The sequence below is a fragment of the Gordonia sp. 34D genome, assembly GCF_056682775.1.
Window position 1 is genome coordinate 1218919 of the sequence record NZ_CM155293.1, and the last position, 21744, is coordinate 1240662.

22 protein-coding genes are annotated in these 21744 nt (G+C 62.7%); 4 read left to right on the forward strand and 18 right to left on the reverse strand.

Annotated features, from left to right (window positions below):
- Window positions 1-12: 12 nt before the first annotated feature.
- From yajC to AC1L34_RS05620, 7 genes are all read right to left on the reverse strand, one after another.
- Complete coding sequence (yajC, locus tag AC1L34_RS05590; RefSeq protein WP_424296547.1) at window positions 13-378, reverse strand: preprotein translocase subunit YajC; 366 nt, start codon at window positions 376-378, stop codon at window positions 13-15.
- 109 nt (window positions 379-487) lie between these two features.
- Window positions 488-1606 (reverse strand): Holliday junction branch migration DNA helicase RuvB, encoded by a 1119-nt coding sequence (gene ruvB, locus AC1L34_RS05595; RefSeq protein WP_424296546.1) that lies wholly within the window; start codon window positions 1604-1606, stop codon window positions 488-490.
- Window positions 1603-2211, reverse strand: a complete 609-nt coding sequence (gene ruvA / locus AC1L34_RS05600; RefSeq protein ID WP_424296544.1) for a Holliday junction branch migration protein RuvA — start codon at window positions 2209-2211, stop codon at window positions 1603-1605. Before ruvA ends, ruvB begins: the two co-directional genes overlap by 4 nt.
- A complete protein-coding gene (gene ruvC / locus AC1L34_RS05605; protein WP_424296543.1) occupies window positions 2208-2801 on the reverse strand; it encodes a crossover junction endodeoxyribonuclease RuvC in 594 nt (197 codons plus the stop codon). Before ruvC ends, ruvA begins: the two co-directional genes overlap by 4 nt.
- 55 nt (window positions 2802-2856) lie before the next feature.
- Window positions 2857-3612 (reverse strand): YebC/PmpR family DNA-binding transcriptional regulator, encoded by a 756-nt coding sequence (locus AC1L34_RS05610; protein WP_480035170.1) that lies wholly within the window; start codon window positions 3610-3612, stop codon window positions 2857-2859.
- A gap of 94 nt (window positions 3613-3706) precedes the next feature.
- Window positions 3707-4318, reverse strand: coding sequence for a pyridoxal 5'-phosphate synthase glutaminase subunit PdxT (pdxT, locus tag AC1L34_RS05615; protein ID WP_424296539.1), 612 nt, complete (start codon window positions 4316-4318; stop codon window positions 3707-3709).
- Window positions 4315-5187, reverse strand: coding sequence for an acyl-CoA thioesterase (locus tag AC1L34_RS05620; RefSeq protein WP_424296537.1), 873 nt, complete (start codon window positions 5185-5187; stop codon window positions 4315-4317). Before AC1L34_RS05620 ends, pdxT begins: the two co-directional genes overlap by 4 nt.
- A 94-nt stretch (window positions 5188-5281) precedes the next feature.
- Here AC1L34_RS05620 and AC1L34_RS05625 point away from each other — a divergent pair, with 94 nt between their 5' ends.
- Window positions 5282-7237, forward strand: a complete 1956-nt coding sequence (locus tag AC1L34_RS05625) for an acyl-CoA dehydrogenase family protein (protein WP_480035171.1) — start codon at window positions 5282-5284, stop codon at window positions 7235-7237.
- 137 nt (window positions 7238-7374) lie between these two features.
- Here the strand turns inward: AC1L34_RS05625 and AC1L34_RS05630 are convergent, their stop codons facing one another.
- From AC1L34_RS05630 to AC1L34_RS05680, 11 genes are all read right to left on the reverse strand, one after another.
- Window positions 7375-7818 (reverse strand): helix-turn-helix transcriptional regulator, encoded by a 444-nt coding sequence (locus AC1L34_RS05630; protein WP_424296533.1) that lies wholly within the window; start codon window positions 7816-7818, stop codon window positions 7375-7377.
- A 109-nt stretch (window positions 7819-7927) separates the two neighbouring features.
- Window positions 7928-8653, reverse strand: coding sequence for a hypothetical protein (locus tag AC1L34_RS05635; RefSeq protein ID WP_480035172.1), 726 nt, complete (start codon window positions 8651-8653; stop codon window positions 7928-7930).
- Between the two features lie 2 nt (window positions 8654-8655).
- A complete protein-coding gene (locus tag AC1L34_RS05640; RefSeq protein ID WP_424296530.1) occupies window positions 8656-9474 on the reverse strand; it encodes a PP2C family protein-serine/threonine phosphatase in 819 nt (272 codons plus the stop codon).
- Between the two features lie 33 nt (window positions 9475-9507).
- Window positions 9508-10356, reverse strand: a complete 849-nt coding sequence (gene pdxS / locus AC1L34_RS05645) for a pyridoxal 5'-phosphate synthase lyase subunit PdxS (RefSeq protein ID WP_480035314.1) — start codon at window positions 10354-10356, stop codon at window positions 9508-9510.
- Window positions 10357-10547: 191 nt separating this feature from the next.
- Complete coding sequence (locus AC1L34_RS05650) at window positions 10548-11066, reverse strand: LemA family protein (protein WP_424296527.1); 519 nt, start codon at window positions 11064-11066, stop codon at window positions 10548-10550.
- Window positions 11067-11138: 72 nt separating this feature from the next.
- Window positions 11139-12263 (reverse strand): glycosyltransferase family 4 protein, encoded by a 1125-nt coding sequence (locus tag AC1L34_RS05655; protein WP_424296577.1) that lies wholly within the window; start codon window positions 12261-12263, stop codon window positions 11139-11141.
- Entirely contained in the window at window positions 12260-13198 is a 939-nt protein-coding gene (locus tag AC1L34_RS05660) for a phosphatidylinositol mannoside acyltransferase (RefSeq protein WP_424322452.1), read from the reverse strand. The genes AC1L34_RS05655 and AC1L34_RS05660 overlap by 4 nt, the downstream gene beginning before the upstream one ends.
- A 2-nt stretch (window positions 13199-13200) precedes the next feature.
- Complete coding sequence (pgsA, locus tag AC1L34_RS05665) at window positions 13201-13902, reverse strand: phosphatidylinositol phosphate synthase (protein WP_424296526.1); 702 nt, start codon at window positions 13900-13902, stop codon at window positions 13201-13203.
- Window positions 13903-13910: 8 nt separating this feature from the next.
- Entirely contained in the window at window positions 13911-14441 is a 531-nt protein-coding gene (locus AC1L34_RS05670; RefSeq protein ID WP_424296524.1) for an ATP adenylyltransferase, read from the reverse strand.
- The gene (thrS, locus tag AC1L34_RS05675; protein WP_424322454.1) at window positions 14438-16540 is read right to left on the reverse strand and encodes a threonine--tRNA ligase; all 2103 of its coding nucleotides are present in this window, start codon (window positions 16538-16540) and stop codon (window positions 14438-14440) included. Before thrS ends, AC1L34_RS05670 begins: the two co-directional genes overlap by 4 nt.
- A gap of 13 nt (window positions 16541-16553) precedes the next feature.
- Window positions 16554-17903, reverse strand: a complete 1350-nt coding sequence (locus AC1L34_RS05680; protein WP_424293946.1) for a glycosyltransferase 87 family protein — start codon at window positions 17901-17903, stop codon at window positions 16554-16556.
- Window positions 17904-18155: 252 nt separating this feature from the next.
- Between AC1L34_RS05680 and AC1L34_RS05685 the strand changes: the two genes are divergently transcribed.
- The 3 genes from AC1L34_RS05685 to AC1L34_RS05695 are packed head-to-tail and all read left to right on the forward strand — an operon-like array spanning window position 18156 to window position 21680.
- Window positions 18156-19847, forward strand: coding sequence for an ABC transporter ATP-binding protein (locus AC1L34_RS05685; RefSeq protein WP_480035173.1), 1692 nt, complete (start codon window positions 18156-18158; stop codon window positions 19845-19847).
- Window positions 19844-20608 (forward strand): ABC transporter transmembrane domain-containing protein, encoded by a 765-nt coding sequence (locus tag AC1L34_RS05690; protein ID WP_424296953.1) that lies wholly within the window; start codon window positions 19844-19846, stop codon window positions 20606-20608. The genes AC1L34_RS05685 and AC1L34_RS05690 overlap by 4 nt, the downstream gene beginning before the upstream one ends.
- The gene (locus tag AC1L34_RS05695; protein ID WP_424296951.1) at window positions 20553-21680 is read left to right on the forward strand and encodes an ABC transporter ATP-binding protein; all 1128 of its coding nucleotides are present in this window, start codon (window positions 20553-20555) and stop codon (window positions 21678-21680) included. The genes AC1L34_RS05690 and AC1L34_RS05695 overlap by 56 nt, the downstream gene beginning before the upstream one ends.
- Window positions 21681-21744 lie beyond the last annotated feature (64 nt).

Genomic DNA, 21744 nt, shown 5'->3' on the forward strand with positions numbered 1-21744 from the left:
CACGTGAGTGGTCTACTTCTCTTCGTTCTGCTCGTTGTCTGAGGGACGATCGATCGACGAGAAATCGTCGGCCGAGTCATTCTCGGTGATTTCTTCCTCGGGTGAGACGGTTTCCCGAATCGCGAGACGATTCCACTCGGTCACGACACCGGGAGAGATCTCCAGGAGCACTGATTCATTGTTGACCAGGCCTTCTTCATCGACGCCGGGGTCGACGACGGTTGCGAACAGCCCCGAGTGCAACTGCACCCGCGCACCCTTGGCGAGCGAGTTCTGCATCTCGGCTTGGGCAGCAGCCCGCTTTTTCTGGTTACGAATGCTGAAGAACATGAAACCGGCCATCAAGGCCAGCATCAACGGAAGAATTAAATTGCCCATGGGAACAGTGTGCCAGGCTCCGTCCGGTTGCTCGTCGCACAGGTGCCTACCGTGTCACAATTCGGCCACTGAAAAGCCGTCCGACCTGTCGTTACGCGCTACTGGAGAATCAGTCGAAAAGGGTATCTGGGTTGCCTTCACGTGCGCGGACACCGTGAACTTGATTGATCGCGCCTTCCGGAGCGGCGAGACCCAGATGCTCCCACGCGGCGGCGGTAGCCACCCGTCCGCGCGGCGTCCGGGCGATCATGCCGGCGCGCACCAGGAACGGCTCGCAGACTTCTTCGACAGTCGCCGGTTCCTCGCCAACGGCAACAGCGAGCGTCGAAACACCCACCGGTCCCCCACCGAATCCGCGGACAAGTGCCGAAAGAACCGCTCGGTCGAGACGGTCAAGCCCTAGTTCGTCAACGTCGTAGACGGCTAACGCTGCCCTCGCGGCCACCAGGTCGACGCGGCCATCTCCGCGGACCTCGGCGTAGTCGCGCACGCGACGGAGCAGTCGATTGGCAATACGCGGGGTACCGCGGGATCGGCCAGCAACTTCGGCGGCGGCGTCGGCGTCGATCTCGATTCCCAGAATCGCCGCGGAACGGGTGATGACCAAAACCAACTCTTCGGGTTCGTAAAACTCCATGTGCGCGGTGAAGCCGAAGCGATCGCGCAACGGGCCGGTCAGCGCGCCCGAGCGAGTAGTCGCACCGACCAAGGTGAAAGGTGCCAATTCGAGCGGGATCGACGTGGCACCGGGCCCTTTACCAACCACGACGTCGACGCGGAAGTCTTCCATCGCCAGATAGAGCATCTCTTCCGCCGGTCTGGCAATGCGGTGGATCTCGTCGATGAACAGCACATCACCTTCGACGAGGTTCGAGAGCATCGCTGCGAGGTCACCGGCCCGCTCCAGCGCTGGCCCCGACGTGATCCGCAGCGCCGCCCCCATCTCGCTGGCGATAATCATCGCCAGCGAGGTCTTACCAAGCCCGGGCGGACCGGACAGCAGGATGTGGTCGGGGGTACGTCCACGACCGCGCGCCGCATGAAGCACCAACTCAAGTTGCTCACGGACCCGCGGCTGCCCAATGAAGTCGTGCAGACTGCCGGGACGCAGGCTTGCATCGAGGTCGCCTTCGATTGCAGTCGCACTCAGAAAGTCGGGTTCATCCCCGAACTCCCCTGCGCCGAACTCTTCTGCGCCGAACTCTCCTGGGCCAAGCTCGTCGGTCATCGACGGGGCCCGAGGGTCGCCAAGGTGGCACGGAGCAGCACCGAAGAGTCGGCGTCAGGATGCTCGCTACTCACTGCAGCGACGGCTTTTTGTGCGGCCTGTTCGGTAAACCCAAGTCCCACAAGCGCTTCGGTGACTTGGGTGGCGACCGTTGCCGGACCAGATCCGCCAGCAGTCGGGACTCCCGCAGCCGCAGCGCCGGGTACCGCCGCCACTTTGTCACGGAGTTCGACGACGAGGCGTTCGGCGACCCGCTTGCCGATTCCGGGAACTGCGGTGAGCGCTTTCGCGTCGGAGTCGGCGAGCGCGCGGACCAGACTGTCGGGTTCCAAAACGGCCAGCGTCGCCATCGCGAGTCGCGGCCCAACACCGGTCACCGTCTGCAGCAGTCCGAAAAGGTCGCGTGCCTGCGGGTCGGTGAACCCATACAGGGTCATTGAGTCTTCGCGGACCATCATCGCCGTGAGCAGGCGCACCGACGAACCTCGAGTCAACGCGCCGAGGGTCGGCGGGGTGGCAAGAACCTTGTAGCCGACACCAGCGCACTCCACCACCGCGTGGTCGAGGGCGATATCGATAACTTCTCCGGAGACCGACGCAATCAAGGCGCAGCCTTTCCGCCCAGCACAACGCGGGCCTCTACTTGAGCAGCTTTCAGCCGGGCGCGGTGGCGTTCTTGCGCCTCGCGCGCCGCCAGGGCAGCCGCTTCCATCCGATCGTTGATTGGTCCGCGCCAGCAATGACAGATCGCGAGGGCGAGGGCATCGGCGGCGTCAGCCGGTTTCGGCGGCGTTTGCATCCCGAGGATGCGGGTCACCATCGCGGTAACCTGCGCCTTGTCTGCTCGACCCGACCCGGTAACCGCTGCTTTCACCTCGCTTGGCGTGTGAAAGCGCACGGGAATATTGCGCTGTGCGGCGGCGAGCGCAATAACGCCCGCCGCCTGCGCGGTCCCCATCGCTGTACTGACCTGACGCTGAGCAAAGACACGCTCAATCGCCACCACTTCGGGCGAGTGGGTTTCGATCCAATGAACTGAAGCCACGTGAATGGCCAACAGCCGTTCGGCGAGGTCTTGATCGGCCGGCGTACGCACTACGTCGACGTCAAGGGCGGTGACCTTTCGGCCCTGCCCCGACTCGACGAGTGCGATACCGCACCGGGTGAGGCCGGGGTCGACGCCCATCACTCGCACGTGAACCCCACCTCCCGATCAAGCCAATGCTTACGAACGCTTGTTCGAGACTCTATCAGTCCTCATCGAGTTCGGCGAGGACCTCGTCGCTGATGTCGACGTTGCTGTAGACGTTCTGCACATCGTCAGAATCTTCCAACGCATCGATCAACTTCATGACCTTGCGGGCACCCTCGGCATCAACCGGGACGGCAAGCGAGGCACGGAAATCCGGTTCGGCGGAATCGTAGTCGATACCGGCCTCCTGCAGGGCGGTACGCACTGCGATCAGGTCGCTCGGGTCGCTGACCACCTCGAAGCTCTCGCCAAGATCCGTGACTTCTTCGGCGCCCGCGTCGAGGACCGCCATCAAAATGTCGTCCTCGGTCTGGCCCGCCTTCTCCAAACTCACGACACCCTTGCGGGTGAACAGGTACGACACCGACCCTGGATCGGCCATGTTGCCGCCATTGCGAGTCATCGCCACGCGTACCTCAGTTGCCGCGCGGTTGCGATTGTCGGTAAGGCACTCAATGAGGATCGCCACACCGTTGGGGCCGTAGCCCTCGTAGGTGATGTTCTGCCAGTCGGCGCCGCCGCCCTCTTCGCCACCGCCGCGCTTGCGGGCGCGCTCGATGTTGTCGTTGGGGACAGACGACTTCTTGGCCTTCTGGATCGCGTCAAACAGCGTCGGATTGCCAGCCGGATCACCACCACCCGTGCGGGCAGCCACCTCGATGTTCTTGATCAGCTTGGCGAACATCTTGCCGCGCTTGGCATCGATGACCGCCTTCTTGTGCTTGGTGGTGGCCCATTTGGAGTGGCCGCTCATTGTGGTGTTCCCTTCCTTAAGAAACTCTCCCGCGCCCAGTAGGTGCCGAGCGGGGCACTTCGTCTAGAACTTTGGGGTTGCCAGAGGCGCAATGTTACGCCGTCGCAACCATATCGATGAAGAACTGGTGTACCCGCAAGTCTCCGGTGACTTCCGGGTGGAACGACGTAGCGAGGACGTTTTCCTGACGCACCGCGACCACGCGGCCGGTAGCCGGTCCACTCTCGACCGTAGCCAAGACTTCCACTCCGGGGCCGGTTTCCTCGACCCAGGGTGCACGGATAAACACCGCGTGCATCGGCTCGGCACCGTCATCGTCGGTGATTCCGGCAAACTGCAGATTGGTTTCGAAAGACTCGGTCTGCCGACCAAAAGCATTGCGTCGCACCGTGATATCAAGCGCATCGAGGTGCCGAGCGTCGGCCCGGGTATCGAGAATCTTGGACGCCAGGAGAATCATTCCGGCGCACGACCCGTACGCCGGAAGTCCGGCGCGCAACCGGCTGACCAGGGGGTCGTAGAGGTCGAAGACTCCGAGCAATCTGCTCATCGCCGTCGATTCACCACCGGGAATTACAATGCCGTCGACAACCTCGAGCTCGGCGGGGCGGCGCACCGGAATCGCCTGTACGCCGGAGCTTTCCAAAGCACCAAGATGCTCGCGAACATCACCCTGGAGGGCGAGCACGCCGATCGTTAGCGTCACCGGCGCTCGCCATCACTGCTGTCGGGCCGGATAATCGACGCCGCTGATGCCGGAACCCCGCTGCGCGTCAGCCCCTCCTGCGTGACCGCCGCGACCATGCGGCCAGCGCGGTCGAAGATTCGTCCCTGTGTCAGGGCTCGGCCACTCCCGGCGGACGGTGAGGTCTGGTCATACAGGAGCCAGTCGTCGGCCCGGAAGGGACGCAAAAACCACATGGCGTGGTCGAGCGAAGCATTCTGGGTGTGCTCATCGGGATGCACGACCGCCGACGAGCCCAACAGCGTCATGTCGCTCATGTAAGCGAGCGTGCAGACATGCAGGAGATGGTTATCGGGCAGGGCATCGCGGTACCTGAACCAAACTCGCTGCTGCGATGCGAACCCCTTCATCTTCGGGGTATCGGCCTGATCGACGATCCGGATGTCGAAGTTGGCCCATTCGGCAAACAGCATCTTCTGGTTATCGGTAGCAAACTCGCTGCGGTCCCCCACCGTGTCCGGATCCGGTGCTGGGGGCATTTGGTCTTGATGCTCGATGCCTTCGTCGCCGGTCACATGGAAGGACGCCGACATCGAGAAGATCGCCACGCCGTCTTGCACACCGGTGACACGTCGGGTCACAAACGACCGCCCATCACGAATGCGGTCCACCAGATAGATCGCCGGCTGATCAGGGTTTCCAGCACGCAGGAAGTAGCCGTGGAGCGAATGAACTTCGAACCTTGGGTCGACGGTCTCGGTTGCCGCAACCAGCGCCTGACCGGCGACTTGGCCGCCGAACGTTCGGCGCAGGTGACTCGGGAACGCACCACCTCGATAGATATCACTATCGATCCGTTCTACCGCGAGGATCTCTTCAATACCGGCCACGACAGCCAGTATCTCACCAGCATCTTGGATCGAGCCTGGAGGGCTGGCGTTGAGTACCAGAGACTGAACCGAACCCGGCGGTAGGGTCGGATGCATGAGTTCCTCGAGCATTTCCCAAGGCCAGCTTCTAGCCGGACACCTTCAGGACGTTTTGGACGGGCGATGGGCACCGACGCGTGCCGTTGTTCGCGACTACATCCAGTCGGAAGGCTTAGTCCCCCAGTCGGGACTCTCCCTCGACGACTACCGCGCCCGCGTACTGAAGCAGATGACCCAGATGGTGCCGCTCGGGTTTCCGGCATCCGGTTTTCGTACCGAGCACGGCGGTACCGGCGACGTCGGAGGCGCTGTCACCGCGATCGAAACGCTCGGTTATGGCGATCTGTCGCTAATGGTGAAGGCGGGGGTCCAGTGGGGCCTCTTCGGCGGCGCGATCGAAAATCTCGGCACCAAACACCACCACGATAAGTACGTTCGCGGGCTCATTGATCTCGATATTCTCGGCTGCTTCGCGATGACTGAGACTGGCCATGGCTCGAACGTCCAATCGTTGGAGACGACGGCGACCTACCTGCCGGAATCTGGCGAGTTCGAGATCCATTCGCCAACACCGAGCGCGCGCAAGGACTACATCGGTGGTGCCGCCCAGCATGCCCGGTACGCAGCGGTCTTTGCACAACTCATCACCGGCGGACCGGACGAGGAAGCGATCAGTCGCGGCGTTCACTGCTTTGTGGTCCCGCTCCGCGATGCCAATGGCGACGACCTGCCGGGTATCACTACTTCCGATTGCGGCTACAAGGGCGGCTTACCGGGCGTCGACAACGGTCGGATCATGTTCGACCATGTGCGCATCCCTCGTGAAGACCTCCTCAACCGTTACGCCGACGTGGCCGCCGACGGCACCTATTCGAGCAGCATCGAATCGGACAACCGGCGCTTCTTCACGATGCTCGGCACCTTGATCCGCGGCCGGGTGACGGTCGGCGCGTCTGCCGGTGCTGCGGGACGGTTCGGACTTGCACTGGCGGTGCGCTACGCCTTGGAACGCCGCCAATTCGATGCGCCAGGAGGCAATGATGAACTCCTGCTCATGGATTACCGCACGCATCAGCGCCGATTGCTTCCGCTGGTGGCGCGGGCCTATGCCTTCGCGATCGCCCAGAACGAGGTGACCGCCGAGCTGCACGATCTACAGTCGGCGGCACCCGACGATGTCGATCCCGACGCAGTCCGAAGCTTGGAGGCGAAGGCCGCTGCTATTAAAGCGGGCCACACAGCTCTGGCACAACGCGCCATATCCGAGGCCCGCGAGGCCTGCGGCGGGGCTGGCTACATGTCGGAGAACCTGCTCCCGCTGCTCCGCGGCGACATTGACGTGTTCACCACGTTTGAGGGCGACAACCTGGTCCTAACGCAATTGGTCGCCAAACAGCAGTTGACGTCGTACGCCGACGATGTGCAAGGACTCGACGCCGTCGGGTGGGTGAAGTTTGTTGCATCAATGGCGAAGAATGTTGCGCTGGAGAAGACGGCAGCTCGCCAGGTGGTTCAGACCCTGATGGATGATTCCGATGAGGACCCGGAGAATAGTTCGCTCACCCACCCCGGTACCCAATTGCGGTTGCTCCGCAACCGAGAGGAGCACCTGACGCGCACCGCGGCCAATCGGTTGCGGAACGCGCGGTCGGACGACGAACAGGAGGCCCTTGAGGCCTTCACCGCCACCCAGGATCACCTGATCAAGGTCGGCGATGCGTACATCGAGCGCATCGTTTTGGAGAGTTTCGTCGATGCCATCGGCCGAGTTACCGAACCGGAGGCGAGGAAGGTACTCAAGCAGGTCCGCAACCTATTTGTGTATTCGTTGCTCGAGGAGGACCTCGGCTGGTTCCTAATGCACCGGCACGTCAGTGTGGAGCGCGCCAAGGCCATTCGTCGCGGGGTCAACGACTTGTGCGGTGACCTTCGCCCGTCGGCCCGGGCCCTCGTTGACGCCTTCGGCGTACCGGACGTGTGCCTCGATGTCCCGATGATTCGGCACGGCTAGGCACGCGGCACGGCTAGGCACGCGGCACGGTTAGGTACCGCGAGTTCACCATCGTCGGAAATCAAAAAGTCCCCCACCGCCGCTTGCGGCTGCGGGGGACTTTTTGCGGTGTCGGCCTGTCTGGTACTGCCGCACCATCACAGGTCGTCGATGTCGACGATGTCGTCCTGGATGGCTCGCGCCACGAGCGCGGCCTTCGTCGATGCCGGGCGGCCGAGGTCGGCGTACTTGGCGCGGATGCGCGTGAGGTGGGTATTCACAGTTCCGAGGGAAATAAACAGGGCTTCTGCGACCGCAGGCTTTGAGTCGAGCATCAGCCAGGTGCGGAGGACCTCAACTTCGCGGTCGGTCAGTGCCGGCGTCGGCAGTTTCGGTGTGGGCTGTTCGATGGCCACCGCCGGAACGGGGGCCGCATACAGCGGCTGTCCGGGAAGCGGCATCACGCGGGCACTAAGCCGGGCCAGAGCTTCGCGGCGGCGCCGCTCAGCGGCCGTTGTGGCACCAGCGCGGGTGGTGGCGGGGCTGGCCGATCCGGCAAGGCCGGTGTAGCGCGAGCGGGTGTCGATAGCGGTGACGGTCATCAGTGTTCCTTCCGTGGAGCGGAACGCTGGAGGTTGTTCCGCTGCTGTTGAAGAGAACGCTATGAGGTGGAACCAGTTCCGTCGATGGGCAGAACTACCCATGCCATCATCACTGGTCAGAGGGTTGATTGCGCTGTCGCTCCGCATCGAGGAGCGGTAAGTCCTCACGGCTGATCACTCGAGTCGACAGCGCATACTCCACTAACCGGAGTCGGCGGTTGGTCGCCAATTTGCCACCGCCGGCACGCATGCCGCTAACGCCGATCAGGTCGAGTTTGTCGCAGACGTTGTCGAGCTTGCGGTTGAACTTCGTCAACGACCACCCCAGCCGCTGCGCGGCCTGAGCCGAACTCGGGAGAGCACTGGCGCCCGTCCCGTCGCGCCGCAGGATCGCTTCGGCCAGGACAAGGATCGCCAACCGCTGGCTTTCGGTGAAGTTCGGTACACCGCGGGTAGTGCTGCCACCGACCAAGTTCTCGACTGTCGGCGGAGAGACATCGGGCGAACCTGTCTGTACTTGAATCTCGTACGTTGTGGGTCCGGCGGTGAACACGATGCTGGTCCGCCCGAAGACGAGCGGCATCCGCGCGCCCGGCCCAAGCGTGCCGGTGAATCCCAGATCGGCCGACGTCACGGTCGCCGACAGGTGGGTGCCCAGGTTCGTGAGCCACCACATGCCATTTTCGTCGTGCATAACCAGGAACCGGCGATGCAGAAACGGGTTGTCGTCGACCGTGAGGTTGGCCTCACGGCCAATGTAGAACGGGCGACCCGCAATCACCGGGATCCGTTCGCCGCAATACTCGACGAACGTCGTGGTGGACGCGGGAGGCACGATCACTCCTCTGAAGACCCGACCTCAGCCGAGGAATCCTTCTCGGTCACCGAAAGCACCGTGACGGTCACATTGTCGTGCGCACCCGATTCCAGGGCAGCCTGCACGAGAGCCTCCGCGGCCACCTCATTGTTCGGGGCAGCTTCCAAGATGACAGCGATCTCGTCGTCGTTGAGTTCCCCGTCGAGACCGTCGGAGCACAGGAGCAGCACGTCGCCCGGGGTGGCGGGGAAACCGAAGTAGTCGGCCACAGGTGCGGTCATACCTGCACCCAGTGCCCGGGTAATGACGTTGCGACGCGGATCGACGCGTGCCTGAGCTGGCGTCAAATAGCCAGCTGCGACCATTTCTTGAACCTGCGAATGGTCAACGCTCACCTGGGTGAGCTCGCCAGCGGAGTACAGGTACGTGCGAGAATCGCCGATATTGAACGCGACCCACTTCGGTTCGCCGTCCACGGCCGCAAGCACCACACCGGTGGCAGTGGTGCCGGCACGACGGCCGGTTTCGCTGCCGAGTTCTCCGATGCGGTCCTGAGCCTTCTCCAGGAGAGCACCGATGTCGCGACGCGTGTCGTCGAAACTCTCGCCGACTGGTGCCTGCGCCAACGTCAGGAGAGCTGCCTCGCTGGCAAGTTCGCCGCTATCGTGGCCACCCATTCCGTCCGCGACCACATAGCGCCCGGGCAGTGCCATCGCAGCATCTTCGTTGGCTTCACGCACTCGACCGACGTGACACACGACCGCCCAATCGACGACGAGCCCCCCGACCTCATCGCGGCCGGTGAGCGACTCATCGCGCAGAATCCTAGATTCTTCCATCGTGCTCTCCCCTGCGGAACAACGTTGTACCAATCACCAACCGCGCTCGGCGAGCCGGTGCGGCTGCGGAATGTCATCGACATTGATGCCGACCATAGCTTCACCCAAACCGCGCGAAATGTTCGCGAGTTGGTCGGGATCGTCGAAGAATGTCGTAGCTTTGACGACCGCTGCGGCACGCTCGGCCGGGTTGCCGGACTTGAAGATGCCCGAGCCGACAAACACACCCTCGGCACCGAGTTGCATCATCATCGCGGCATCGGCCGGGGTGGCAATGCCGCCAGCGGTGAACAGCGTGACCGGCAGCTTTCCGGCTTCGGCAACCTCGACGACAAGGTCGTAAGGAGCCTGCAGTTCCTTTGCCGCGACGTACAGTTCGTCCTTTGGCAGCGACGACAGACGACGCAACTGCTGGCGGATCTGGCGCATGTGGGTGGTGGCGTTCGAGACGTCACCGGTTCCGGCTTCACCCTTGGAACGGATCATCGCCGCGCCCTCATTAATGCGACGGAGCGCCTCACCGAGGTTGGTGGCACCACAGACGAACGGCACGGTAAAGCCGAATTTGTCGATGTGGTTTTCGTAGTCGGCCGGGGTGAGAACCTCGGACTCGTCGATGTAGTCGACGCCGAGGCTCTGCAAAATCTGAGCTTCGACGAAGTGACCGATGCGCGCCTTGGCCATCACCGGGATAGAGACTGCTTCAATGATGCCGTCGATCATGTCGGGGTCGCTCATCCGTGAGACGCCACCCTGGGCACGGATGTCCGCGGGCACACGCTCGAGAGCCATCACCGCCACCGCACCGGCATCTTCGGCAATCTTTGCCTGCTCCGGAGTCACCACGTCCATGATGACGCCGCCCTTGAGCATTTCCGCCATGCCTCGCTTGACGCGGGCAGTACCGGTCGCCGTTGCGTTCTGAGCCTCAGTGGACACTGATTGATCTCCCTGTTCAGTGGTGTCGAATATCCCGTTAAGTAAACCCGATCGGGTCTGATCGGACCAATGGTGGGTCAGCTGTCTGTATGATTCGCCACCTTTGTCTGTCAGGCACGTCCGATTTGCAGGGTTTAGCTTCCGCCCCTGACCCGTTCAGTAATCTCGAAATAGTCCGGCAGTTTCGAGTGACCGCCCAGGTGAAGCCAGCGAACCATACGTCGCCCGGCAAGCGTACGGGCATCGCGAACAGCGTCGTTGTAGAAGCGTCGAGCCATAGTCACCCGAGTTTGGGCATCGGCCAGCTCCGCAACCAACGCCGGTTCTCGATTGACCGTCGACATGCTCGCCAACGCCACCGAAAGTCGATTTTCAGCGTCTTCACGCTGGCCACGCGGTGCGCTTTCCGCAATGGTGGCGGCATCGGCCAATTCGCTCGATGCGGGACTGTCGGCATTGATCGCGGCGATCGTGCGGGCAACCACCGCACGCCGTTCGAGCGCGGCGATGAGTGACTCGTAGGCGAGATCAACCCGGACGTTGAGCCGATCGAGTCGGGTCGCTCGGGTCGCGGCCAGCACCGCCAACCACACCAGCGCGCCAAGAGCCGCGATCACAGCAATGGTCTCGACCAGGATGACGGTACTGCTCATGTCGAGGGCCCCCTTCCAGTGGCTGAGACCACCAAATCGACAGTTCGTGATGATGTGGAGAGGCCGGACGGCCTAGTCGGACACAACAACCGGACCCGCTCCGAGAGTCACCGTGTCGTACACCCGTTGAATCTCGTCGGCCACATGACTCCAGTCGTAGCCTTCCGCGCGTATCCGGCCGCGGGCAATGAGCTCTTGCCGTTTGCCCTCATCGCCGAGCAGGTCGATGACGGCCTCAGCCAATTCGACCGGCGACCCGGTCTCAACCAACCGGCCCGCCCGGCCCGAATCGAGAACTCGGTGGAAGGCCACCAGGTCACTAGCAACGACTGCGGCACCGGCGGCCATCGCTTCCACCAGAACGATTCCGAAGCTTTCACCACCGAGGTTCGGGGCCACGTATACATCGGAACTGGCCAGGGCTCGAGCCTTGGTTTCGTCATCAACCATGCCCAGGAACCGCAGATGTCCAGCGAGATCGCGTGCCCTACGACGCAGCGCCTTCTCGTCGCCGCCGCCGACCACCAGGATCGTGACGTCGGGAAACGCTTCGACGATATGCGGGAGCGCTCGCATCAGGATGTCGACACCCTTGCGCGGTTCGTCGTATCGGCCGAGGAACATCACGGTGCGACCAGGCAGTGGGAACCCGTCCAGTGGCGTTGCATCGGCGAATGAGCGGTAGTCGATGCCATTGGGGATTTCGACAGCGTCGTTCCCGATGGACTCCATCTGCCAGCGGCGGGCGAGTTCGGAAACCGCAATCTTTCCGGAAATTCGCTCCCGGTATTGGCGGAGCACCGAATCGAAGACCGTCAGCCACATCGACTTGGTGGTTGCCGTGTGAAAGGTCGTGACGATCGGCCCCGACGCCACCATCAGTGACATCATCGACAAACTCGGCGCATTCGGCTCGTGCACGTGCAGCACATCGAAAGAATTAACATCGATCCACCGACGAAGTCGGTGATATGCCTTGGGCGAGAAGGCAACCCGGGACACCGAACCGTTGTAGGGAATACCGAGAGCTGGCCCGGCGGAGTCAAAATAGTCGGGCATCTCGATGTCCGGGCCCGCGGGTGCCAGCACCCGCACCTCGTGCCCCCGCTTAATAAACACTTCCGCGAGTTCGATGACATGCGCTTGAACGCCGCCCGGAACGTCGAACGAATAAGGACAGATCATCCCGATCTTCATGCCGGGTCCGCTTCTCCCGCACGGGGTTCGGCTAGTCGGTCACGACGTTCCTGCGACCAATCGCTCTCCCAGAGCGGCTGCAGCATGTGCCAGTCGGCAGGTGCCTTGGCGATATTTTCCGCAAAGGAATCGGCCAGCAGCTGGGTCGCGGCTTCAACGCCGCCCGAGGTATCGATGAGGGTGCCGCAACGCAACAGCGAGGTCTTCTCCCCGGTGTAACTGTGGTGGGCGGCCAGCAGCGGCGAGCCGGTCTGGATCGCCAACTTTGCCGGGCCCGCCGGGAACCGGGTCCGTTCCCCGAAAAGCGTGACCGGAACCCCGTTGTGCGAAAGGTCTCGGTCTGCCATCAAGCAGATCGTTCCGCCGGCCCGGAGTCGGTCGGCGAGCAGTGCCATCGGCGGTTGCTCTCCGCCGGTCAGGGGAAACACCTCGAACCCCAAAGATTCGCGGTACTCGACGAACTGGTTGAACAGCGATTCTGGCTTCAACCGTTCGGCGACGGTCGAAAACTGACCGTATTGCGAAGCCAGCCACACGCCGCAAGTGTCCCAGTTGCCCGAGTGCGGCAGGGCTATCACCAGGCCCTGGTCCGACGTCGATAGGTCGTCAATCATCTGCCGGTCGTGATCGGAGATTTCGAGACTTGCCACGATCTCGGCGACGTTGGTCGTCGGTAGGCGGAACGCCTCGCGCCAATACCGCGCGTACGACCGCATGGCCTCCTCAAGGAGTTCCGTGGGGACCTCTTCGGGAGTGGTACCGATAACTCGCGAGAGGTTTCTGCGGAGTTGCTCCGGTCCCCCACCTCGCCTTCCAGCGATCGTCCCGACGGCGTCGAATACTCCGCGCGCTAGGGCCTCCGGCGCAAATCGCACGGCCGCCCAACCGGTCCGATAGCCCAGGTCTGCAGCCAAATCTGTGAGGTTCCCGAGCATGATTAACCCTCGCCACCGACGTTGCTTGAGGCATCGCCGTCGGAGTCGGTTCCCGCGTCTTCGTCGTCGGGCTTGGCCATCGGAATCAGATCGCGAGCACCGGGCGAGCAGTAGATAGACCACATGCGCTGACCGACGGTGATCAACGACAACACCGCCAGAGCCCACATGGCGATGTGGATGGCCCACGTCCAGTGCAGACCTGGGAAGTCCGTTAGCCCGGCACCCACCAGCACGATGATCAACCGATCTGGACGTTCGATGAGGCCACCGTCGCCGTACAGGCCTGCGGCTTCCGCGCGCGCCTTTGCGTACGAGATCACCTGCGAAGTCACCAAGCAGATCAGGGTCGCAATCAGCAGCAACTCATGCGGTTTGGTGATCGCTGCCCACCAGGCGAGAGCACCGAAAATCGCGCCGTCAGCGATGCGGTCGCACGTCGCGTCGAGCACCGATCCAAACCGGGTGCCGCCGCCGCGAGCGCGAGCCATCGCCCCGTCGAGCATGTCGAACATTACGAAAGCCCAAGTCACCAGGGCGCCCGCAAACAGGTAGCCCTGGGAGAACAAGGCAATCGATCCGGCAACGGTAATCACCGTGCCCACGATCGTCATGCCGTCCGGTGTCAACCCGGTGCGATTGAGCGCGCGACCGATCGGCAACGTCACCTTCGAAACCGATGCGCGTCCAAGGATGCTGAGCATTTACGTCCTCACTGAAGTTCGTTCCACGCCTGCGCCAACAGACTGCGAGTCCGTTGGAGCAACTGCGGAAGCACCTTCGTGTCGCCCACGACGGTGATGAAGTTCGAGTCTCCGGTCCACCTCGGGACCACGTGCTGGTGCAGGTGCTCCGAGAGCGAACCGCCCGCGGCCGCACCCAAATTCAACCCGACGTTGAACGCATGCGGGTTCGAGACCGATTTGATAGCGCGGATCAGCCGCTGCGTAAACGCCATCAGCTCGGCGCTCTCGTTGTCGGTCAAGTCCTCCAGGTCTGGCACCTGTCGGTATGGGACAACCATGGTGTGGCCCGGATTGTACGGGTACAAGTTGAGGACCGCGTACACCGTCTCGCCGCGGGCAATAATGAGCCCGTCCTCGTCCGTCATCCGGGGGATATCGAGAAACGGATGCCCGGTGAGTTCACTACCGTCCGCCGCATGCTTCGGGGCCGCGGCGTCAGTGATGTAGCTCATCCGGTGCGGCGTCCACAGCCGCTGCAAATGATCCGGATCAGTCATCGGCGCTTCCTGGCGGCGTCGAGATAGGCGCTCATCGTCTCGGCGGTCGGCGAATCGTTGCGACGCGACTCCTCCCACTCGTCGATAGCGTTCACCGCATCGTCGACGGGAACGCCATTGAGTTGCGTGCCATCGCGGAAACGGAAACTGACGGCGTCCGCCTCGACGTCGCGTTCACCAGCGAGCAGCATGAACGGAACCTTTGCGGTGGTGTGGTTGCGAATCTTCTTCTGCATGCGGTCGTCGGAAAAATCGACCTCGGCGCGCACACGACGGCCCTTGAGTCGCTTGATAACACCATCGAGATGCTCAACAAAAGCCTCGGCAACCGGGATACCAACCACCTGAACCGGTGACAGCCACACTGGGAAAGCTCCCGCATAATGCTCAGTCAGGACACCGAAGAACCGTTCGATGGAGCCGAAGAGGGCGCGGTGAATCATTACCGGGCGCTTCTTGGTGCCGTCGCTGGCCGTGTACTCGAGGTTGAAGCGTTCGGGCAGGTTGAAATCGAGTTGGATCGTCGACATCTGCCAGGTGCGGCCCAGCGCATCCTTGACCTGCACCGAAATCTTGGGTCCGTAGAACGCGGCACCCTCGGGGTCCGGAACCAATTCCAGTCCGGAAGCCTCGCCGACCTTGCGCAAAGTCTCGGTGGCCTCTTCCCACACGTCATCCGACCCGACGTATTTGACCGGATCCTTGGTCGAAAGTTCCAGGTAGAAGTCGTCGAGACCGTAGTCCTTGAGCAACTGCAGCACAAAGTTCAAGGTGGTGGTCAGTTCCTCAACCACCTGCTCCTGCGTGCAGTAGATGTGAGCATCGTCTTGGGTGAAGCCGCGGGCACGAGTCAAACCGTGGACCACACCCGACTTCTCGTACCGGTACACCGAACCGAACTCGAACAACCGCAGCGGCAGCTCACGGTACGACCGTCCCCTGGTGCCGTAAATCAGGTTGTGCATCGGGCAGTTCATCGGCTTGACGTAGTAGTCCTGGCCGGGCTTGCGGACAGTTCCGTCCTCGTTGTACTCCGCATCGAGGTGCATGGGAGGGAACATGCCCTCCGAGTACCAGTCGAGGTGACCGGAAACCTCAAACAGGTTCGCCTTCGTCACATGCGGGGTGTTGACGAACTCGTAGCCGCCTGCAGCGTGCTGCTCGCGGGAGTAGTCCTCCATCTCCTTGCGGATGATGCCGCCCTTGGGGTGGAACACCGGAAGACCGGAACCGAGCTCATCGGGAAAGCTAAACAGGTCCATTTCCGACCCCAGGCGACGGTGGTCGCGCTTCTCAGCTTCGGCGAGGCGGTCGAGGTAGGCGTCCATCGCTTCGGTCGATTCCCACGCGGTGCCGTACACGCGCTGCAGATCGGCGAGCGACTGGTCGCCACGCCAGTACGCGGCAGAACTACGCGTCAGGGTGAAGGCCGAAATGTACTTGGTGGTCGGGACGTGCGGTCCGCGGCAAAGATCGCCCCAGATCTTTTCGCCGGTCCGCGGATTTAGGTTGTCGTAGGCGGTCAGTTCCGCGCCACCGACCTCCATGATCTCGGCGTCATCGGCGGCGCCCTTGTCGTCGATCAGCTCCAGCTTGAACGGCTCATTGGCCAATTCTTCGCGGGCCGCTTCCTTCGACTCGTACACGCGGCGTGAGAACTTCTGACCCGACTTGATGATCTTCTTCATTTGCTTCTCGAGGGCCTTCAGGTCCTCGGGCGTGAATGGATCGTCAACCTGGAAGTCGTAGTAGAAGCCGTCGACGACGGGCGGGCCAATGCCCAGATGCGCCTTGGGGTTCAGGTCCTGGACAGCCTGGGCGAGGACGTGCGCGCAGGAGTGGCGGATCACGCTGCGGCCATCCTCGGAATCCGCAGGCACCGGGGTCACGTCGGTATCGACCTCGGGAGCCCACGACAGGTCGCGGAGCATTCCGTCGGCATCGCGGACCACGACAATCGCCTGCGGCCCCTTATTCGGCAGCTCTACCCCGTCAGGCAGATCCGCATCCCGCATGGCGGCACCCGCGGTAGTGCCCGCAGTAACCCGGACGGTCTCGGGTAGGCGGACTCTTTCAGCGGATGCGACATTGTCGGACACGGTCGTTGTTCCTCTATTCGGTATCGACGGGGGTGCGTTTTGCTGTCGTCGTGTCTGAATCAGGCACGGCTGCGTTAAATCGTATCGCGCGACGACCGTCGCACATCCACAGAGTTACCGCGATCGTCAGCAGCAGGAGGAGCACGTAGGCCCCACTGCCCGCCAAACGGAAGGGCAATTCCCAACCCGGACCTTCCGGGGCACGAAACGCGCGGAACACCCCGAAGGTCAATTTCAGGATCTCGTTCCCGTTGTGGTCGTAGCGGACCACGCTGTGCCACCAGGTGAAAGTCAGGGCAACGATCGTTGCCGGTGCCAGCCACCACAGCCAGCTAATCGGGCGTTTCATGTCTGTTCGGGTGGCACACTCGGCGAGGGCAACCAGCAGCAGCGGAACCACCCAAACCCAATGGTGTCCCCAGGAGAACGGTGACACGGCACACGAGGTCATGCCCGTGATTGACAGGGCGAGCAGTTCTCGACCGTCCCGATGTGCGGCGACCGCCGCCCACAGCCCGAGAAGCCCAACAACAAGCCCCAGTGGAATCCACAGCCAACTCGGCGTTTCACCGAACCCCATCGGCACGAAGCGCGCGAAGAAGCCATTAATCGACTGATTCGCCGGACTCTCCAATGGCCCAATCCGGCCGGTCTGCGACAGGCTGTCAGTCCAGTACTGCCACGCCTCTCCGCCGAGCACGGCCAACCCCAACAGGATGGTGACTGCGAACGTGCTGACAGCGACGATCGCCGCGCGCCACTGTTTTGTCACCACGAGGTACGCGGCGAAAAAGATCGGGGTCAGTTTGATTCCCGCGGCGATACCGATGCCGATGCCACGCAACGGGCCGCGGCGACGCAGTTGGTCGGCGATCACGATCAGCGCCAGCCACAAATTGATCTGGCCGTTCCAGACCGTCGTGTGCACGGGTTCCAACGACACAACGGCCACGCTGAAAAGGGCCACGAAGGCCATGAAGCGCGCATCAAACTTGAACCGAAGCGCGCGCAATGAGACCGAAACCAACGCTAAGAGGGCGACAACATTGCCGACGTTCCACAAAAATTGCGCCGTATTCTCGGGGATCCACGCCAACGGCACCATCAGTATGGCGGCAAACGGGGTATACGTGAACTGCCACGCCTTGTAAACCGGGAGTTCGTAGAGCGGGCGGTCGTTCCAGACTGCGGCCGCGCCACCGCGGTACACACGCGTATCAATCCCATTGTTGAACAGGCCGTATACCGAGTGTCCCATCGGGACAGCCCAGATTAACCAAGCGACTACAGCCGCGGCCGCGACCGCCGCAATCCCCACCATCGACCAGGTCACCGATCGCGTACCCGCCACACTGGAATTCACCTCGTGATGGTACGGCACCACTCCCGGAGACTGATCTTGCGACGCTCCGAAGATGCCGTCTTCGACGTCTCTGTGCCATTCGACCTTTTTCGGTCGGCATACTGGCTGTTGACCAACGATCCGTCTGCCACGATGCTTGCCTGCTCGCTTGGCAACACGAAACCCCCTTCCCGAGAGGAGCAGCAACGCGTGACACGCGCCCGGCATAGATCCGCACCGACCGCCCAGCTGGGTCGTATTGCTGCATCATCGATGCGGAATCGACGGCCGATCGTCATCGGCATTCTGCTGGCGCAGATGGTCGCGACAGCAGCCAACCTCGCAGCCCCGGCGTTCAATGCCCGCGTGATTGACAAAGGCGTCGTTGCCGACGACATCGGCTACATCGAGCGGATGGGCACGATCATGCTCGGTGTCGCCGTGTGCGGCCTGATTGCGGCGCTGCTGGCCATTGCCTTGGGGTCGGCGCTCTCGGCGGGCACCGCCGCCGATCTACGACGCCGGGTGTATACGCGCGCTGGAGAGTTTTCGACCGCAACGTTCCACGACCTCGGGACGCCAACAATGCTCACGCGCACCTCGCTCGATACGTCGGTAGTTGCACAAGCGGTGTTCCTCACTACCAGTATCGCGCTGACCGCACCGCTGGTGACCATCGGTGCGGTCGCCCTGTCACTGCAGACATCCGTGCAATTGGCACCCGTGATCGTCGTGGCCGCCATCGTCCTTGGAGTCGGCGTCGGTGCCTACGTTGTGTTCGTCACCCCGCTCGCGGCCCGCCTGCAGAAAGCTGTCGACGGCGTTAATCGCGTGCTCCGTGAACAACTCGGCGGCACTCGAATCATCCGGGCGTTCGGCCGAGAACGTACCGCTAGCGCCCGGTTCGATGAAGCGAACGGCGACCTGACGCAGCTGACCCGCCGCGTCGGAGCCCTCGGGGTGTTGCTGCTGCCGGGCGTGCTACTCGTCTCCAATGTCGCCTCTCTGGCCACCAATCTGCTGGGCGCGCACTTCATCGAATCCGGCGATCTTACGATCGGCGGCTTGACCGCTTTCACCGGATACCTACTTCAGATCGTTGTCGGCATCACCCTGTTCATTGCGTTGGCTGGCATCTTGCCCCGCGCACGCGCCAGCGCTGCCCGGCTAAGCGAAGTCATTGATCGTCCATCCGGTCTCGCCGACGACGGCACCTCCCGCGTCGACGGTCCACTCCCCCTTCGGTTTTCCAATATTGAGGTCCGGTACGCCGGCGCCGATCGTCCCGCCATTTCCGGTGTCACTCTCACCTGCCCGCCGGGCAAAGTAACCGCCATCATCGGCAGTACGTCAAGCGGAAAGTCGACGCTCGTATCGTTAGTTCCCCGCCTACTCGACCCGACATCCGGTACCGTGCTGGCCGCGTCGATCCCCGTGCCTCAATGGGACCTATCGCAGTTGCGCAGCGCTGTTAGCTTCGTCGGGCAGGGACGGTCATTGATCGCAGGCACCGTCGAATCAAACCTTCGCCTCGGAGCGCCCGACGCAGACGAGGCAGACATGTGGCGGGCGCTGGAGGCCGCGCAAATCGCTGAGACGGTCATCGGTCGCGGTGGATTGGCGGCCGAAGTCACGCAAGGGGGTGCCAACTTTCCGGGTGGCCAGCGGCAGCGCCTGGCCATTGCGCGTGCACTCCTGCGAAATCCGCGGATCCTGTGCCTGGATGCGGCGATGTCGGCGCTCGACCGGCAGACCGCCGAAGCCGTCATCGTCGGCATCCGGGATGCGCTCCCGAATGCCACCGTGATTCTTGCCGATCAACAGGTGGAGAACATTCGCACGGCCGATCAGATCGCGGTTCTCGATCGCCGGACAATCATCGACATCGGGACACACGAGACGCTGTTGTCACGCTGCGAGGTGTACCGGGAGTTCTCCGATGCCCAAGCGCCGGTGATTGCATGAAGCTCGTCCAAGCTGTCCGCATGCTTAAGCGGTTCCTCGGTTCCGATTGGCGGCTGAGCCTCGCACTGGTCCTCGCGGTGCTCTCTGCGGCAGCCACCATCGCGATCCCCTTCTTCCTGGCCCAGATCACCAACATCATTTTCAGCGGTGTGATCGGCGGCAAACTCGATTCCGCATCCGATCAGACGGATCTCGATCGGATGGCCGAGCGCATGGGAACCGTGCCGGGCGCCGCGATCGATTGGTCGCGACTGTGGATGGCCGCCGGGTACACGGTGGCGGCAATCGTGGTGTTGACGGGTGCCCGGGTTGGTAGCGGCCTGCTGGTGAATTCTGCCGTTGCGAACGCTATTCGTCGGATCCGCGAACGCGTAGAGCACAAAGTTCACCGACTGCCCGTTGAACGCCTCGAAGGTCGTCGTCGTGGCGAAGTGCTCAATGCGATGACAGTTGACGTCGACAATCTTGCGACCGTGATCGGTCCGCTGTTTGTGCAACTGCCGGTCCTGGTGCTGACGATGGTCGCCGTCGCCGTCGCCCTGCTCCTGATTTCGCCGTTCTTTGCGATGATTGCGTTCGCGACCATTCCGGTCACCGCGATCCTGGGACTGGTGGTCCTTCGCTATGCGAAGCCGCACATGGAACGCCAATGGCAGACCACCTCGGCAATCACCGCCCACGTTGAAGACGTTTATAGCGCGCGACATGATCTCCGCCTACGACGCGACCCCGCAGACAGCAAACGAGTTCGGCGAACTTAACGACCGCCTCGAACGCGCCACACGCACGAGTCAGGCGTGGAGCGGGTCACTGACCCCGGTTTTGACCTTCTGCAATGCGGTGGTCTTCGTCATCATCGCAATCCTCGGCGCATTGCGACTGCTCGACGGTGCGGTGACCCTGGGCGCACTGCAGGCGATCGTCATGTACACGCAGCAGTTGTCGCAGCCGGTGTCAGAGGTGACAAGCATTCTGCCGAAGCTGCAATCCGGCTTCGTTTCGTTCGGCAGGGTCCAAACGTTCCTCGCCGATCCCGAAGAAGCCGCACCGGCCGTCGACGATCCGCTTGAATCCGCAGCGTCCGGTCGTCATCGGATACCGCCGCGCATTGTCTTCGACGACGTCTACTTCGCCTACGACGACGCCAGGCCGGTGCTGCAGGGCGTCAACTTAGAGCTGCCTGCGGGTAGAACCACCGCGCTCGTGGGAACTACGGGTTCGGGGAAGACAACTCTCACCAGCCTGTTGCAGCGATTCCTTGATCCCACGTCGGGCACCATCACGTTCGATGGCGAAGACATTGCGACCGTAAGCCGAACCCAAGCGCGTTCTCGCTTGGCTGTCGTAACGCAAGATCCTTGGGTCTTTACCGGCACCGCTGGCGAAAACGTCGCCTACGGTGCCCCCGCAGATTGCGACGAGGAGAAGGCGGACGAAGACCCGATGATCGACGTGCTTCTTGCCGGTCTCACTAATGGTCGCGATACGCGGGTGTCGGGCGACAGTGGCCTCCTCAGTGCCGGCGAGAAGCAGTTGCTGACGGTGGCACGGGCGCTCGCCGCCAACCCCGAAATTCTTATCCTCGACGAGGCAACGGGTGCTGCCGATCCTCGCACAGAGCTGATTATCAGTCGCGGTCTTGAGGCGCTCCGGGATCGCACCACCACACTGATCGTCACCCACCGCTACTCCACGCTGGCAACGGCCGACTCCATCGCCGTGCTCAAGGATGGTCGGATCGTCGAGCACGGCACGGCCAACGAACTCCTCGCCGCGGGCGGCGAGTTCGCGCGCCTCTACTCTCGCGCCGAGACCGAAGCTGTCAGCGTGTAGCGTCCGTCGTCATCTCCGACAAGCGACCGTCGCCAATGGCCCGCACCGCTCGCGGCGCGGGCCA

What these genes read in the sequence shown, in the direction of transcription:
- yajC (WP_424296547.1), bottom strand. Translation starts at nt 378, where the DNA reads ATGGGCAATTTAATTCTTCCGTTGATGCTGGCCTTGATGGCCGGTTTC.
- ruvB (WP_424296546.1), bottom strand. Translation starts at nt 1,606, where the DNA reads ATGACCGACGAGCTTGGCCCAGGAGAGTTCGGCGCAGAAGAGTTCGGC.
- AC1L34_RS05610 (WP_480035170.1), bottom strand. Translation starts at nt 3,612, where the DNA reads ATGAGCGGCCACTCCAAATGGGCCACCACCAAGCACAAGAAGGCGGTC.
- AC1L34_RS05625 (WP_480035171.1), top strand. Translation starts at nt 5,282, where the DNA reads ATGAGTTCCTCGAGCATTTCCCAAGGCCAGCTTCTAGCCGGACACCTT.
- AC1L34_RS05630 (WP_424296533.1), bottom strand. Translation starts at nt 7,818, where the DNA reads ATGACCGTCACCGCTATCGACACCCGCTCGCGCTACACCGGCCTTGCC.
- AC1L34_RS05640 (WP_424296530.1), bottom strand. Translation starts at nt 9,474, where the DNA reads ATGGAAGAATCTAGGATTCTGCGCGATGAGTCGCTCACCGGCCGCGAT.
- pdxS (WP_480035314.1), bottom strand. Translation starts at nt 10,356, where the DNA reads ATGGCGGAAATGCTCAAGGGCGGCGTCATCATGGACGTGGTGACTCCG.
- AC1L34_RS05650 (WP_424296527.1), bottom strand. Translation starts at nt 11,066, where the DNA reads ATGAGCAGTACCGTCATCCTGGTCGAGACCATTGCTGTGATCGCGGCT.
- AC1L34_RS05655 (WP_424296577.1), bottom strand. Translation starts at nt 12,263, where the DNA reads ATGAAGATCGGGATGATCTGTCCTTATTCGTTCGACGTTCCGGGCGGC.
- AC1L34_RS05660 (WP_424322452.1), bottom strand. Translation starts at nt 13,198, where the DNA reads ATGCTCGGGAACCTCACAGATTTGGCTGCAGACCTGGGCTATCGGACC.
- pgsA (WP_424296526.1), bottom strand. Translation starts at nt 13,902, where the DNA reads ATGCTCAGCATCCTTGGACGCGCATCGGTTTCGAAGGTGACGTTGCCG.
- AC1L34_RS05670 (WP_424296524.1), bottom strand. Translation starts at nt 14,441, where the DNA reads ATGACTGATCCGGATCATTTGCAGCGGCTGTGGACGCCGCACCGGATG.
- AC1L34_RS05685 (WP_480035173.1), top strand. Translation starts at nt 18,156, where the DNA reads ATGCGGAATCGACGGCCGATCGTCATCGGCATTCTGCTGGCGCAGATG.
- AC1L34_RS05690 (WP_424296953.1), top strand. Translation starts at nt 19,844, where the DNA reads ATGAAGCTCGTCCAAGCTGTCCGCATGCTTAAGCGGTTCCTCGGTTCC.
- AC1L34_RS05695 (WP_424296951.1), top strand. Translation starts at nt 20,553, where the DNA reads ATGATCTCCGCCTACGACGCGACCCCGCAGACAGCAAACGAGTTCGGC.